The sequence below is a fragment of the Paraburkholderia fungorum genome (genome assembly GCF_046027215.1).
Lineage (GTDB): Bacteria > Pseudomonadota > Gammaproteobacteria > Burkholderiales > Burkholderiaceae > Paraburkholderia > Paraburkholderia fungorum_D.
On sequence record NZ_JAQQEN010000001.1, the window covers coordinates 2,799,397 to 2,812,820 of the forward strand.

A 13,424-nucleotide genomic window follows, 5' to 3' on the forward strand; every position below is an offset into this window, starting at 1 on the left:
CGCGCTCACTGCGATCCCGCGTCGGCCGTGTCGAGGTTGCCGGCGCGCTCGGAAAGCCGTTCAGCGATTCGCCGGCAGTATTCGCGCGGCAGGACCAGCGGACCGCCGCGCAGCGATTCAAGTGCCATGTCGAGCGCAAGCATGCGTGCCTGAAGACGGCAACGGGCGGTACGGTCACTCACGGCATTCAACTCCGCCTGCAGGTCGCGCAATGCGCGCAGCTGTTCGACAGCCGGCGGCACGAAACCCGCGTTTTTTAAAATCCGGTTGGCGACCCGCACTTCCTCGGGGACGAGCGCATCGTCCTCCAGGGGCAGCGGCGCGCCGGCGCCCGGCAAATCATCGAACTCACCGCGCGCGGCTGCGGCGGCAATACGCTGTTCGACTAACGCATCAAGCAATTTCATCTGCAGTCCACTACGTTGCGGCCCAAGCATTCTATCAGGGAGCGCACGACCGTTCTGACAGTCTGACCGACGAAACCTTCTGGTTTTCAGATTTTTCGCAATTGCGGGATGCACGCCCCGCGCTAGCCTGACCGGTTTGCCGCAGCGCTGTAGGGTGCGGGCAAATAATTACGAAATTCTTTCAACACGCGACGCAAGAAACGGCCGCTGATAGACACCCTTATTCATCGACAGTCAACGACACGATTTACGCCATGCAAACCGGAATGATCAATCACAGCCCTGATGCGGAACTTCCTGACGCGCTGCCAGCGGCATCCTCACCATTCAGGCGGAAGCGGGAACGGATTCCGGCCCCGCATCTACGCGTCACGTTGGCAAGCGTCATGATGGCGGTCGCGTTGTCCGGCTGCGGTGTGTTCTGCGGCGGCGCAGGCGGCAGCGGCGGCGGTTTTGCCGGCGGTTGCGCCACCGGCATGCGGTTCTAACGCCTGGCATGCAGGGTCGCGGCTCCAATAAGGTCTATGCGAGCGAGCGGCGCCCCGCCTGCGTTTCACTTCTCTCCAGCCAGAGGCCAACGCGCCAGCGCGACATGCCGGGTACGCCCGAGCAGACTGTGCATCAGAGCCAACTCACGCACGTTCCAACTGACGGGGTCAACAGGACGCGTCGCGATCCAGGGCATGCCGTAAGCCAGCGTCACGTGTGGTGTGTACGGCGCCGCATTCGGCGAGACGCTGCGGTTACCAAATCCCGCGTTCTGCAATTCCCGCGTGAGCCCATCGTGGAGCGTGTGGAGGCCGGCCACGCCCTCGCCGCCTCCCAGCACCAGAGGGCCAGGTCGCGGCCTCGACGCAAAACTCAAAGCACGGTCAAACTCGACGCTGAACGGTTCCATCCGGATCGACGCGGCCGCTTTCATCGCCGCATCCACCTGTGCTTGCGGCAAACCGCCTGCGAAATTCCCAAGGTGAAGCAATGTGACGTGCAAACGGTTGGCCACCAGAGGCTTGCTTTTCGAACGTGTCTCCCCGCAGAGCTGTTGCGCTAGCTTCGCGATACTGCTCGCCGTATTGGCGTCGGGGAAGACCGCGAAGAACAGGCCGTCGGTCGGAACAGGCGGCGCCTCGAGCCCGGGCAACCAGAGTTGTTCAGGCATGGTGCGCCTGCGTGGGTGAAGCCGGCATCAGGTCGAATCTCCGTTCAATCGTGCGCGCTTGCCGCGCGCCTGGGAAAACTGGTCAGCGGTGACCCCGGATCACGGTGCGCCTTCGCCGGCACACGGCGGCGAAATTCGGTTCGTAATGTATAGCTCCGCCTATCGCACACTATTAGCCGCGTCATCACTGCATCATGTCCGCGCACCAGAATGCACAGCATTCGTGGTCTGGCCGCCGCTGTATTACTGTACATTCATACAGTATTCGAGGCAATCTCGAAACGCTCAAAAAAGCTGAGGTGCGGGTTGACGCCGCGGTCGCAAATTTGCGTGTCGCACACGAGCAGCGGCACACTCGCGGGCGATGCAGCCCGGTCGAGAAATGTTCGGTACAGCGGCATTTTCGCCAGGGTAAGCTGTGGGCTTCGCGTGTTCTTGCAATAAAAAAGGGGCTGAATCAGATGCGGCGTGTCGTCTTCAATCAGAAAGGCGGAGTGGGCAAATCGACCATCGTTTGCAACCTCGCGGCGATCAGCGCCAGCGAAGGTTTGCGCACGCTAGTGATCGACCTCGATCCTCAGGGCAATTCCAGTCAGTATCTTCTCGGCGAGCAGGCACGCGAGCTCAAGCCCAGCGTGGCGGACTTCTTCGAGACAGCCCTGAGCTTCAGCTTCAGGCCGACACCCGTGTCGACTTTCATCCATCCCACGCCGTTCGAGAACCTCGATGTGATGCCCTCCCATCCGGAACTTGACGCTTTGCACGGCAAGCTCGAATCCCGCTACAAAATCTACAAGCTGCGCGACGCACTGAACGAACTGGATGCGTACGACGCAATTTATATCGACACGCCGCCGGCACTTAATTTCTACACCCGCTCCGCGCTGATCGCGGTTGAACGCTGCCTGATCCCGTTCGACTGCGACGACTTTTCTCGTCGAGCCCTGTACACGCTGCTTGATAACGTCAAGGAAATTCAGCAGGACCACAATGCCGGGCTGGAAGTCGAAGGGATTGTGATCAATCAGTTTCAGCCCCGTGCGAGCCTGCCGCTCCAACTGGTCGAGGAGCTCGTAAGCGAGGGTTTGCCGGTGCTGGCGTCCCGGCTGTCCTCTTCCGTGAAAATCCGTGAATCTCATCAGTATGCGAAACCGATGGTGCACTTCGACCCTCGACACAAGCTCGCTCAGGAGTTCATGGCGTTGCATCGCGAGCTGATTGGGTAATTTGCGAGCGATTGCTGGAAACACGCTTGCACAAGACGTAAAAAAGCCCGCAGAATTTGCGGGCTTTTTTACGTTGATGGCTGCGGCTACCTCCGCATCGCCGGACAGAACAAGGCTTGCCCAGCGGACACGATCGCCTGCCGCCTCAGAACTGATCCTCGCCAAGCGCGAGCACGCCGTGACGGCTGTTCGCCCGGACGATCGAAGCTTCGATGCCGCTCGCCTGCACGAGGATATGTTCGGCGTAGAACTGCGCGATGGCGATCTTCGTATCGTAGAACGCGGGATCGTCTGCGCGATTGCGCTGCGCGGCGACGAGTGCGCGCGCCATCTGCCAGCCGCACAGCACGACGCCGGCGAGCTTCAGGTACGGCACGCTGCTAACGAACACCGCGTTGGGATCGCCCTTCGCGTTCGCAATGACGAAGTCGACCACATTCGACAACGCCTGCGCCCCCTTCTCCAGCTCGGTTCTCATCGATGCGGCCGCCGCACCGTCGATCTGCGCAAGCGCCTCAACCGTCCCCGCGATTTCGGCGATGAGCGCCTTCGCGACCGCGCCGTTGTCGCGCAGTGTCTTGCGGCCCACCAGATCGTTGGCCTGAATCGCCGTTGTGCCTTCATAGATCGAGAGAATGCGCGCGTCGCGCAAGTACTGCGCGGCACCCGTTTCCTCGATAAAGCCCATGCCGCCGTGCACCTGCACGCCGAGGCTCGCGACTTCGTTGACCATCTCGGTGCTCCAGCCCTTCACGACCGGCACGAGGTACTCGTAGATCGCCTGATGGCGCGCGCGCTGCGCTTCGACAGGATGATGGTGCGCGTGGTCACTGTGCGCCGCCGCCACGTACGCCAGAGCACGCGCGCCCTCGGTCATCGCGCGCATGGTGGCGAGCATGCGCCGGACGTCGGGGTGATGGATGATGCTGACGGCCTGCTTCGCCGAACCGTCGACCGGCCGGCTTTGCACGCGCTCCTTCGCATAGGCGGCCGCCTTCTGGTACGCAAGCTCCGCGAGCCCGATGCCCTGCATGCCGACGCCGAAACGCGCCGCGTTCATCATGATGAACATGTACTCGAGGCCGCGGTTCTCTTCGCCGATCAGATGACCGATCGCGCCGCCGTGGTCGCCGAATTGCAGCACCGCGGTCGGGCTTGCCTTGATGCCGAGCTTGTGTTCGATCGATACACAATGCACGTCGTTACGCTCGCCGAGCGAGCCGTCTTCGTTGACGAGAAACTTCGGCACGATAAACAGCGAAATGCCCTTCACACCTTCGGGCGCATCGGGCGTGCGGGCCAGCACGAGATGCACGATGTTCTCCGCCATATCGTGTTCGCCCCAAGTGATGAAAATCTTGGTGCCAGAGATCCTGTACGACCCGTCGCCCTGCGGCACGGCGCGCGTGCGCACGAGCGCCAGATCGGAGCCGGCCTGCGGCTCGGTCAGATTCATCGTGCCGGTCCATTCGCCCGAGATGAGCTTCGGCACGTAGCGCTGCTTCTGTTCTTCGGAACCTGCGGTAAGGAGCGCCTCGATGGCGCCGTCGGTCAGCAACGGACACAGCGCGAACGACAGGTTCGCAGCATTGAGCATCTCGATGCACGGCGCGGCGATCAACTTGGGCAGCCCCTGGCCGTCGTATTCGGCCGGATGCTGGACCCCTTGCCACCCGCCCTCGGCAAACTGCCGGAACGCATCGGCAAAGCCTGGCGTTGCGGTGACTTTGCCGTCTTTCCAGCTGCTCGGGTTGCGGTCCCCTTCGACGTTTAGCGGCGCCAGCACTTCGCCACAGAATTTTGCCGCTTCGTCGAGCACGGCCTGGGCGGTGTCGATGCCGGCCTCTTCGAGACCTGGCAGCTTCGACATGTCGTCGATGCCGGCCAGCTCTTTCAGCACGAATAGCATGTCCTTAACGGGGGCGATGTAGCTCATGGTTGACTTCCAGTCGGGGCGGTTCAGGGCGGTTCAGGCCGCGAGCAGAAGCGCAACAGCGGCGGAACCAGAAGCACGCGCGCCAGGATGCGACAGTGTGGCAAACCCGGCCAGGCGCGAAGGGTGTAGGGCAAATCGTAGCATCGACATGCCCCGTCCGAATTGTCAAAACCGGACCACATGGTGACAAATCCGGCCATCCCGCTCAGGCGGCTGCGGATCCTCGACGGGTGTCACACCCGGTGCCGATTACGCGTGCGGTAGGTGCCGGGCGTGCTGCCCGTCCACTGGCGAAAGGCGCGATGAAACGCGCTGGGATCGTCAAAGCCGAGGTCGGCCCCGATGGCGGCGATCGTATCGTGCGTATCGGCGAGCCGTTGGATCGCGATGTCGCGCCGCAATTCGTCCTTGAGTGCCTGGAAGCTGGTTTCCTCGGCAACGAGCCGCCTGCACAGCGTACGAACCGAGCAATGAAGTCTTTGCGCTGCCCCGTCGATGGTCGGCAGGTCGGGCAGTTGCGCGGCAAGATATTGGCGCACCCTGTGGCTCACCAGCTGTTCGCTGGACGATTCGAAGATCCAGTCGCCGGGCGCGCGGGCGAGGAAGCTGCTCAGGTTGCGCTTGTTCTGCCGGAGCGGCATGTCGAGATAGTCCGCGCTGAAGCGCATCAGCGTGCGCTCGCAGCCAAAGCGCAGCGGCCCCGAGAAGAAGTACCGGTGATCGAGCGCATGTGCGGGCCGCGGGCACGCAAAGTCAACCTGCAGAAACGGAATCTTCTGGCCGATGAGCCACGACGACACGCCGTGAGCGAGCTTGAGCATCAGCTCCTGGCCAAGCGGCCCGATCTCGCCGTAAGCCGGGTTCGGACGCAACGCGACCTGAGCGACGGCGCCATCGCGCCGCGACTCGAGATGGAAATCGTCCAGAACGATGTGGAAGAACTGGCCGAAGCGATGCAGCGCTGTTTCGAGGTTGCGCGCATCGAGCAGGCTCAGGCAGATAAACTTCAGCGTGCCGCTGCGCAACGGGCGGCTGAAGACGCCGGGCATCTCGTCGTCGAGCTCGATGGCGAGCATGCGGTACAGCGTCGAGAACTGTTCTTCCGTGACCCGCGCACCGGGTCGCGCGAGCAGGTCGGGCGCGATGCCGGCTTCGTCGAGATAGCGGCGGATCACCTCGGGCTGAGCGCGCGCGCCGGCCAGAAAGCCATTGACGAGCGAGATGGGAACGGTGGCGCTGGGCGAGAGCATGCGAGTATCACGCGGACGAGTCGTTGGTCGATCGCCAATCTTACCGGTTGAACTCCCGCCCCTGAGCATTAGATTTCCTGCTCCGGAAAGTCCGGTCTTTCACCTGGTGCTTTACATGATGCGCCGCAGTAAGATTGCCCCGCTTTGACGGGCCTACCTGGAATGGGTGGGCGTGTATGATTGATTGAGCCGTATGATGGCTGGCGACGCGCCAAACCACGAAGACGGAACGGGCGAAAAGTCAGGATAGTCAGGTTCAACCGGTATGTCAGGAGTTGCTCAGACGTGACGCAAGCGCTGCCCTCAACGAGGCAACCCGTCCTGCTTGCCACCAAGATCGTCCCGCCACGTCTGCCCGCCGGCCTGATCGATCGGCCACGCCTCGCCTCTCTCGCGGCGCAGACAGAAAAGAAGCGCCTGACGGTGATCAAGGCTCCCGCCGGATTTGGCAAGACGTCGCTCGCGCTCACCTGGCTAAGCGTGCTCGGGACCAGCAGCGCGCGGATCGCCTGGCTATCTCTCGACGCCGAAGATGACGAACCCGCCCGCTACTTCAACCATCTCGCGCACGCATTAAGGCAAGCCTGTGGCAACGTCGGCGCCTCGGTGATCGGCCTGACCGCCGAAGCGTCGTTTGTGCCGGCGAATTCACTCGCGTCGACGCTGATTAACGAGCTTGTCGACGTCGACGACGAGGTCTTCCTTTTCATCGACGATTACCACTTGATCAGCGAGGCGCCGATTCACGAAGCGATGTCGCTCTTCATCGCCAACGTGCCCTCGCAGGTCCACGTGGTGCTTTGCACCCGAACGGATCCCCCTCTTCCTACGGCCAGGCTGCGCGCCCGAAACGAGCTGCTGGAAATCGACGCCTCGACGTTGCGATTCAACTTCGACGAAACGCGCCGCTTCGTCGAGCACGAATGTCCCGGCAAGCTCCGCAGCACGGAAGTGAAGTCGCTGTTCGCGACCACCGAAGGCTGGGCTGCCGCGCTGCGCATTTCCGCGTCGGCGCTGGCCCGTGACGATCGCCCCCGAGGCTGGCGGCCCAGCGCGCCGACTGGCGCATCCAGACCGCTTGCAGACTATCTCGAAGACATACTCCAGTCCCTACCTACGGCGATGTTCGAGTTCATGCTGCGTACGGCAATCCTCGATCGTCTGAGCGCGCCGCTGTGTGAGGCGCTCATCGGCCTCAAACCGAGCCAGCTCATGCTGGATGCGATTGTCGCGCGCCAGTTGCTACTGGAGCCGCTGGATCTGGAAGGACACTGGTTCCGCTATCACCCGCTGATGGCCGAGTATCTGCAGCGCCGGCTGGAGTTGCGCTACCCCGAGGAGATCACCGAACTGCATCGCCGCGCGTGGCAATGGTATGCGGGCCAGCAGCAGTGGACAGACGCCGTCAGGCATGCCATTGCGGCCGATGCAGCCGACGATGCCATTCGTCTCATGGAACACTGCGCCAAGTCCCTCCTCAAAGGAGGCGATCTGCTCACGCTGGTCGGCTGGCAGCGTCAATTCCCAGCCGATCTGATGCGGGCCCAGACCACCGTCACGCTTGCGATCGCCTGGGGCACGGTACTCGCCCTGCGTTTCGATGCCGCCGTCCCGATGCTGGATTCGATCGAACGCGGTGCCGCCGACAAGGGTATCGACGCTGACCACGTGCGGTGGGAGTGCGTCGCGATTCGCTCCGCACTTGCAGCCTTACAGGATGACCCGCAAAGGGCGCTCACGCTCGCGCAGGACTATCTGAGCCGACCGTCGCGCGACTCGTGGGCCACCAATGCGGTCTCGAACGTGGCGCGCTTTGCCCACTGGAAAGCGGGCAATCTCGAAGCCCTGCACGCCGTACCGTGGATTCCCGATTCGATCGAGGAAGACCAGCGCAGCGTCTTTTCCTCGGTCTATCGGCTTTGCCTGCTTGGCCATGTGGAAATGCAACAACTGCACCTTCCGCTTGCGCAGCGCCGCTTCAACGAAGCGATGGAACTCGCGGAGCGCCATTCGGGCCCGCACTCGATAGCGGCGGCGTTGTGCGCGCCGATGGTCGCCCAATTGCTTTATGAGCAGGGCCGGCTGGATGAAGCTCAAACACTGCTCGTCGAACTCATGCCGGTCATTGAACTCGCCGTGTTTCTCGACAGCGTGCTGATCAGCTATCGCGTACTCGTTCGCATCGCCGTGGCGGGCTCCAATTTTGCCCACGCGTATGCCCTGCTCGACAGTGCACAGGCGCTGGGGCAGGCACGCCGATGGAACCGGCTGGTTGCCGCCGCGCTCGCGGAAAGAACCCGACTGAATCTTGCGGAAGGCAGGCTTGCCGAAGCAGGCGCGTGCGTGGCGCAGCTACGTCAGTTGGCCGCCTCCAACAGCGGGTCATCCTCGCCGGTGTCGCAGGAGATTGAAAACTACCGCGATCTCGCGGCTGCGTGCCTGGCGATACAACGGCAGCAGACGCACGAGGCGGTCGAGATATTGAGCGGTACCCTGGAGCGCCTCGAACGCGTCCACGGCAATTACTTCGCGCTGCGGCTGCGGACCCTCCTCGCGCTGGCATGGCTGAACGCAGGCGAGCGCGATCGGGCGCTCGAGATATTCCACGAGGTGGCGACGCTCGCAGCACCTGCCGGGGTCTGTCAGTCCGTTGTCGATCAAGGGTCGGAGATCGGCCCGTTATTGAAGCTGGCGCGCGAAAGCGCGCGCCCTCCTGCCAAGGCGCAGGAAATCGTGACCTGGCTGGACCGTCTACTGGATAGCTGGCGAGCACAGCACGAACCCGACAGCAAGCCTCGACCCGAAGGCGAGCGGGAGCGGCTCAGCTCGCGGGAGCGCGGTATCGTCGCGTTGATCGCGCAGGGACAATCAAACAAGGAAATTGCGCGCACGCTCGGGATAACCCCTGAAACGGTCAAGTCCCACCTGAAGAGCATCTTCACCAAACTGGAAGTCGAAAAACGCGCTCAAGCCGTCTCGCGCGCCCAGGCGCTCGGACTGGTCAAACATAGTTAGCACACACCGTCGCTCATGCTACGCGGACCGTGTTCGGCTTACCGCAAGACAAGGGATACGCACGCATGAATCAGGACGCCCACCGTGCCGCCGACAAACGTGCCGTTAATCCGGATGTACTGCAGGTCCCGACCTATCTCGGCCTCGATCTTGTGGCTCACCTCCTTCGTATCCCAGCCTTTCACGACGTCGGTTATCAGCGCCGACAGCTGATGGCGATGACGCAGCACGAGCAGGCCGGCAATATCAAGCCACCATGCGTTCAACTTGTGCTGAATGGCAGGCTCCCTCGCAATGCCTTTGCCGATGGATACGAAGCTGCCGGCGATCATCTCGCGCACCGTGGAGCGCCCACTTCCAAGATCAGCCAGCACATGCGCGCGGACGTGATCGAGCAGGACGCGGTAGTAGTCCCCTTCCTTGATATGCCGAAGGCAGTCGCGCAGCATCACTCGACCAAACCGGCGATAAACAGCTGACGTGCGCAGGTTGCTGGATAGATCGTGCACCGCCGCGTCGAACTGACGTCGAAGCTCGTGCTCCGGATTCGCGTCGACCTCATGGATGAGGGCGATGATGCCTTCGATAAACTTGTTGACGATGTAGGCGTCGAGCGGCGCCGGCGTATATTTCGACGCCTCGCTGAACTTCGCCTTGATCAGGTCCGCGTTGGTGCTTAACCACGTTTTTACGGCGCCCAGTCCACGATCCAGCAAAGGCTGATGACGGTTGCCTTCGGTGAGGATATCCAGGACCTGGCCCGCGAGGCGAGACACCTCGAGCGTGCGCAGTTGCGGAATCACGAGTCGGTCGAAGAGATGCTCGACGTCCGTCTCGTCCAGGCCATTAAGCAATCGGGGCAGCGAGCCCGCCACCACATCCGCGATCACCCCACTGTTTTCACGTACTGCGAGCCACCCCGCCAGCGCCTGCGCAGCGTTGAAACCACTCAGTCGCGCAACGATGACTTCGGGGGTGAGGAAGTTTTCCTCGACGAAGCTGGCCAGACTCTCGGCGATGCGCTGCTGGTTCTTCGCGATGATGGCCGTGTGTGGGATCGGGATCCCACACGGGTGCCGGAACAACGCGACCACCGCATACCAGTCTGCAATCGCACCGACTGTCCCAGCCTCGGCAAAAGCACGTGGCCATGCCAGCCACGGATGCGCGGCCTGCCAGGCCACGCAGGTGAATAGGAGCGCGATCATCGCGGCGAGCAGACAGGTCGCCGTCGTGCGCATCCGCTTCAGGCGGACAAGCTTCTCGTCTCCAACCAGGTCACCCCTCGCGCGCCCCGAATTCCCGTCTCTGCCAGACACGACACTCAACGCGCCTCCTGCAAGAACCGCTTCACTACCGGAGCGACTTCACTTGCCCGGGTGATCAGAAACAGATGGCCGTCATCTATCACGTGCAAGGTTGCATTTTTGATCCTTGCCGCGAGAATCTTCGCGTTCGTGAGCGGCACGATCGGGTCGTCGTTTCCATGCATGACAAGCGTCGTTTGCCGCAACCCGCCCAGCCAGGGCAAGCTGGTCCAACCCGAAGCAGCCAGTAATTGATAGAGATATCCACGGCCGCGCGGCGCCTGGATATGGCGGCTGTGTTGCTCAAGCAGCGCGGAATCGTGCCGGTACGCGCCGCCGTATATCTCCGCCCCGATCTGCCGAAGGTAAGCCGGATCGGTATAGCGGCGCGGCCCGATCAGTTTTGAAAGCACCGACAGCCGGGCAGGCACCATGATTACGCCGGGAGACGTGGCCGCGAGAATCAGCCTGCGGCAGCGCTTGGGGTAAAGGTGCGCGAACTGCTGGGCCAGCGCCCCACCCCACGATACGCCGAGCACGTCTACCGGGCCGGCGTAACCGAGCCGCGTCAGGAGCTTGTCGGACAGGACGGCAAGCGTCGAGAACCGATACGGGATCAAGGGGACGGGCGAGCCGCCTACGCCGGGGACGTCGAAGACGATGACTGTCACGTCATCCAGTGCCGCGACGAACGGCTCAACCAGTTCGAGATTCGCGCCAATGCCATTGAACAGCAGCAGCGGCGGCGACGCGTCGCTACCGCGCCGGACTCCGACGCGCAGCAATTGGCCGTCCAGATCGATCGTCTGAATTTGCATGGCGTCGACACACTCCGCGCCTGTTTGTTGTTCGGTCATCTGGTGGTTCCTTGTGTCGACCAGAGTTAGCGCTTTAGCGCTTACTCCAGCCCCTTAGCGCGTTACTCCGATCCCATGCAACAGGGTTGCGTGGACGCTTCGCTTCGTTTAGTTTGCTCATGGCGGCGGGCTCGCGCCCGCCCGCCAGATCACTTCTTCGGCTGCACGAGCGCTTTCAGTTCCTCGACATGCTCCGCGAAGCGCTTCGTCACCACAGCAATGCTGTCGGTTTGAGCGCGGTACGCCGCGTCAGCAAGTTCCTGCATGTCCACGAATGCCTTTTGCAGTGCCTTCTGCACGCCTTCTCCCGTTGCCACAGCGGATTCGCTGCCGGGGGACCTCAAGCGGGTCACGAGCGATTGCAGTTCGGTCATCGTCGAACGCGCGATATCCACCTGCTTCTGACCGAGTTGCTGGACCCCGGCGAGCGCCGTCATATTCGCCTCGGCGAGCGCTTCAATGTCCTTGCGACGCGATTCGAGGATGGCGGCTATATCGATGCCCGGCAGCTTGAACTGCGTGATGAGCTTCGTATATTCACCAAAGATATTGCTGGGATTGGTTGCTGTCATAATGACTCCATTAAAGTAGCTGCAAAAAAATTGCTTTCGCTATCCGGCAAGGAAACCGGTCAGGCTTCCGAAACATAGGTGCCGGGTGCTTTCACGCCGGCCGGGTGCTGTTTGCTGCCAAGGGTCGCAGGCGCTGCCCGCTTTTCACCGGACCGGGCGACCAGCCAGTCTCGCCAGTTGCCCCACCACGAGTCCGCTTCAGTCGTGGCGCCGTCAAGCCACGCTTCGGCTTTAGCCGGCAACCTGGCGTTGAGGTAGTACTTTGATTTCGGATTGCCCGGAGGATTGATCAGGCTCTGGATATGGCCGCTCGAACTCAGAACGAATCGCGTATCGCCGCCAAACGTTATGGCCGTGTTGTACACGCCCTTCCACGGCGTAATGTGATCCGTGATGCCCGCCACCACATACTTGTCGCACTTGACCTCGGACAGGTCGATCGGCGTGCCCAGCACCGTCAGCGCACCCGGCTTGCTGAAGAGGTTCTGCGTGAAAATGTCGAGCAATTGCCCATGCATCTTCGCCGGCAGCCGGGTCGTATCGTTGTTCCAGTAAAGCACGTCAAAGGCAGGCGGTGCATTGCCCAGCAGGTAGTTGTTGACCCAGTAATTCCACACCAGATCGTTGGGCCGCATCCACGCGAAGACCCGTCCCATTTCCTCACCCGCCAGCACTCCGCGTGAAATGCTGTGCTGCTTGGCGGCCGCAATCGCCTCAGGCGTGGCAAAGAGGCCGAGCTGCGAGTCGGCGGTATTGTCGAGTACGGCGACCATCAGCGTGGTGGCGTTGACTGTCTTTTCGCCCTTGCTGGCGAGATGGCCAAGCAAGGCCGAGATAGTCATCGCACCCGAGCAGGCGCCGTGCAGGTTGACGTCGTCGCAGCCAGTGATCTCACGCACAGCCGCAATGGCTTCCATGAGCGCAGTGACGTACGTGTCCAGATCCCAGTGGCTTTGAGCCGCGGTCGGATTACGCCAGCTGACGACAAACACCTGGAGCTCGTTCCTGACCAGATAGTCGACGATGCTCTTGCCCTCGGAGAGATCGAAGATGTAGAACTTGTTGATCTGCGGCGGCACGATCAGTTGCGGCCGGCTGTGGACCTGCTGCGTCGTCGGCGCGTACTGGATCAGCTCCAGCACTTCGTTGCGAAATACGACCGCGCCTTTGGATGTACCGAGGTTCTTGCCCACCTCGAACGCCGACTTGTTGACCTGCGCGGGCATGCCCTGATTCTTGAGCAGATCCATCACGATGTTGTTGGCGCCGTCCAGCAAGCTGGCGCCGCCCGTATCGATGACCTTCTTGAGCGCCGCGGGATTGCCCAACAGCGTATTCGTCGGCGACGCCGCGTCCGTAAGGAGCGACATCACAAAGCGCGCACGCTCCTTGTTAGCGGGATCCAGTCCCGAGCGCTCCACGAAACCCGAAAGCGCGCGTTGCCACGCAAGGTAGCCTTGCAGCGTCATGCGATACAGCGAATTGTTCTGCCATGCGGCGTCGGTGAAGCGCTTGTCGCCCTTTGGCGGCGTGGCTTCGGCATTGCCCGAGAACAGCCCGAAAAGCTCGCGAGCGAGAGCCGCTTCCTGCTCCATGACCAGGCCGGGTTGCCGCAATGCCTGTGCGCCGATTTTCTGCGCGGTTGCGACGATATCGCAAGGCCGCAGGCCCACAAAGGGATTGGGGCCCAGCATT

11 protein-coding genes are annotated in these 13,424 nt (G+C 62.1%); 3 read left to right on the forward strand and 8 right to left on the reverse strand.

Annotated elements, in window-relative coordinates:
• Window positions 1-5 precede the first annotated feature (5 nt).
• Window positions 6-407 carry a DnaJ family domain-containing protein gene (locus PQR27_RS12385; RefSeq protein ID WP_408523933.1) on the reverse strand — a complete coding sequence of 134 codons (402 nt, stop codon included), beginning with the start codon at window positions 405-407 and terminating at the stop codon, window positions 6-8.
• 254 nt (window positions 408-661) lie between these two features.
• Between PQR27_RS12385 and PQR27_RS12390 the strand changes: the two genes are divergently transcribed.
• On the forward strand, window positions 662-895 hold the full coding sequence (locus PQR27_RS12390) for a hypothetical protein (RefSeq protein WP_408523934.1): 234 nt from the start codon (window positions 662-664) through the stop codon (window positions 893-895).
• Window positions 896-960: 65 nt separating this feature from the next.
• Here PQR27_RS12390 and PQR27_RS12395 read toward each other — a convergent pair whose 3' ends face one another.
• Window positions 961-1,566, reverse strand: coding sequence for a 2'-5' RNA ligase family protein (locus PQR27_RS12395; RefSeq protein WP_408523935.1), 606 nt, complete (start codon window positions 1,564-1,566; stop codon window positions 961-963).
• A gap of 461 nt (window positions 1,567-2,027) precedes the next feature.
• Between PQR27_RS12395 and PQR27_RS12400 the strand changes: the two genes are divergently transcribed.
• A complete protein-coding gene (locus PQR27_RS12400; RefSeq protein WP_408523936.1) occupies window positions 2,028-2,792 on the forward strand; it encodes a ParA family protein in 765 nt (254 codons plus the stop codon).
• A gap of 145 nt (window positions 2,793-2,937) precedes the next feature.
• On the opposite strand, the gene PQR27_RS12405 is transcribed toward PQR27_RS12400, so the two are convergent.
• Together PQR27_RS12405 and PQR27_RS12410 are read right to left on the reverse strand one after the other, a co-directional pair.
• The gene (locus PQR27_RS12405) at window positions 2,938-4,728 is read right to left on the reverse strand and encodes an acyl-CoA dehydrogenase (RefSeq protein WP_408523937.1); all 1,791 of its coding nucleotides are present in this window, start codon (window positions 4,726-4,728) and stop codon (window positions 2,938-2,940) included.
• Window positions 4,729-4,961: 233 nt separating this feature from the next.
• Window positions 4,962-5,978 (reverse strand): AraC family transcriptional regulator, encoded by a 1,017-nt coding sequence (locus PQR27_RS12410; protein WP_408523938.1) that lies wholly within the window; start codon window positions 5,976-5,978, stop codon window positions 4,962-4,964.
• Window positions 5,979-6,263: 285 nt separating this feature from the next.
• Here PQR27_RS12410 and PQR27_RS12415 point away from each other — a divergent pair, with 285 nt between their 5' ends.
• Window positions 6,264-8,993, forward strand: coding sequence for a winged helix-turn-helix domain-containing protein (locus tag PQR27_RS12415; RefSeq protein WP_408523939.1), 2,730 nt, complete (start codon window positions 6,264-6,266; stop codon window positions 8,991-8,993).
• A 38-nt stretch (window positions 8,994-9,031) separates the two neighbouring features.
• Here the strand turns inward: PQR27_RS12415 and PQR27_RS12420 are convergent, their stop codons facing one another.
• From PQR27_RS12420 to PQR27_RS12435, 4 genes are all read right to left on the reverse strand, one after another.
• Window positions 9,032-10,312: a DUF445 domain-containing protein gene (locus PQR27_RS12420; protein ID WP_408525477.1), complete on the reverse strand. Its 1,281-nt coding sequence runs from the start codon at window positions 10,310-10,312 to the stop codon at window positions 9,032-9,034.
• Between the two features lie 5 nt (window positions 10,313-10,317).
• A complete protein-coding gene (phaZ, locus tag PQR27_RS12425; protein WP_408523940.1) occupies window positions 10,318-11,157 on the reverse strand; it encodes a poly(3-hydroxyalkanoate) depolymerase in 840 nt (279 codons plus the stop codon).
• A gap of 149 nt (window positions 11,158-11,306) precedes the next feature.
• Entirely contained in the window at window positions 11,307-11,729 is a 423-nt protein-coding gene (gene phaP / locus PQR27_RS12430; protein WP_408523941.1) for a phasin family protein, read from the reverse strand.
• A 59-nt stretch (window positions 11,730-11,788) separates the two neighbouring features.
• A complete protein-coding gene (locus PQR27_RS12435; RefSeq protein ID WP_408525478.1) occupies window positions 11,789-13,423 on the reverse strand; it encodes an alpha/beta fold hydrolase in 1,635 nt (544 codons plus the stop codon).
• Between the last annotated feature and the right edge of the window lies 1 nt (window position 13,424).

What these genes read in the sequence shown, in the direction of transcription:
- PQR27_RS12405 (WP_408523937.1), bottom strand. Translation starts at nt 4,728, where the DNA reads ATGAGCTACATCGCCCCCGTTAAGGACATGCTATTCGTGCTGAAAGAG.
- PQR27_RS12395 (WP_408523935.1), bottom strand. Translation starts at nt 1,566, where the DNA reads ATGCCTGAACAACTCTGGTTGCCCGGGCTCGAGGCGCCGCCTGTTCCG.
- PQR27_RS12435 (WP_408525478.1), bottom strand. Translation starts at nt 13,423, where the DNA reads ATGCTGGGCCCCAATCCCTTTGTGGGCCTGCGGCCTTGCGATATCGTC.
- phaP (WP_408523941.1), bottom strand. Translation starts at nt 11,729, where the DNA reads ATGACAGCAACCAATCCCAGCAATATCTTTGGTGAATATACGAAGCTC.
- PQR27_RS12385 (WP_408523933.1), bottom strand. Translation starts at nt 407, where the DNA reads ATGAAATTGCTTGATGCGTTAGTCGAACAGCGTATTGCCGCCGCAGCC.
- phaZ (WP_408523940.1), bottom strand. Translation starts at nt 11,157, where the DNA reads ATGACCGAACAACAAACAGGCGCGGAGTGTGTCGACGCCATGCAAATT.
- PQR27_RS12390 (WP_408523934.1), top strand. Translation starts at nt 662, where the DNA reads ATGCAAACCGGAATGATCAATCACAGCCCTGATGCGGAACTTCCTGAC.
- PQR27_RS12400 (WP_408523936.1), top strand. Translation starts at nt 2,028, where the DNA reads ATGCGGCGTGTCGTCTTCAATCAGAAAGGCGGAGTGGGCAAATCGACC.
- PQR27_RS12410 (WP_408523938.1), bottom strand. Translation starts at nt 5,978, where the DNA reads ATGCTCTCGCCCAGCGCCACCGTTCCCATCTCGCTCGTCAATGGCTTT.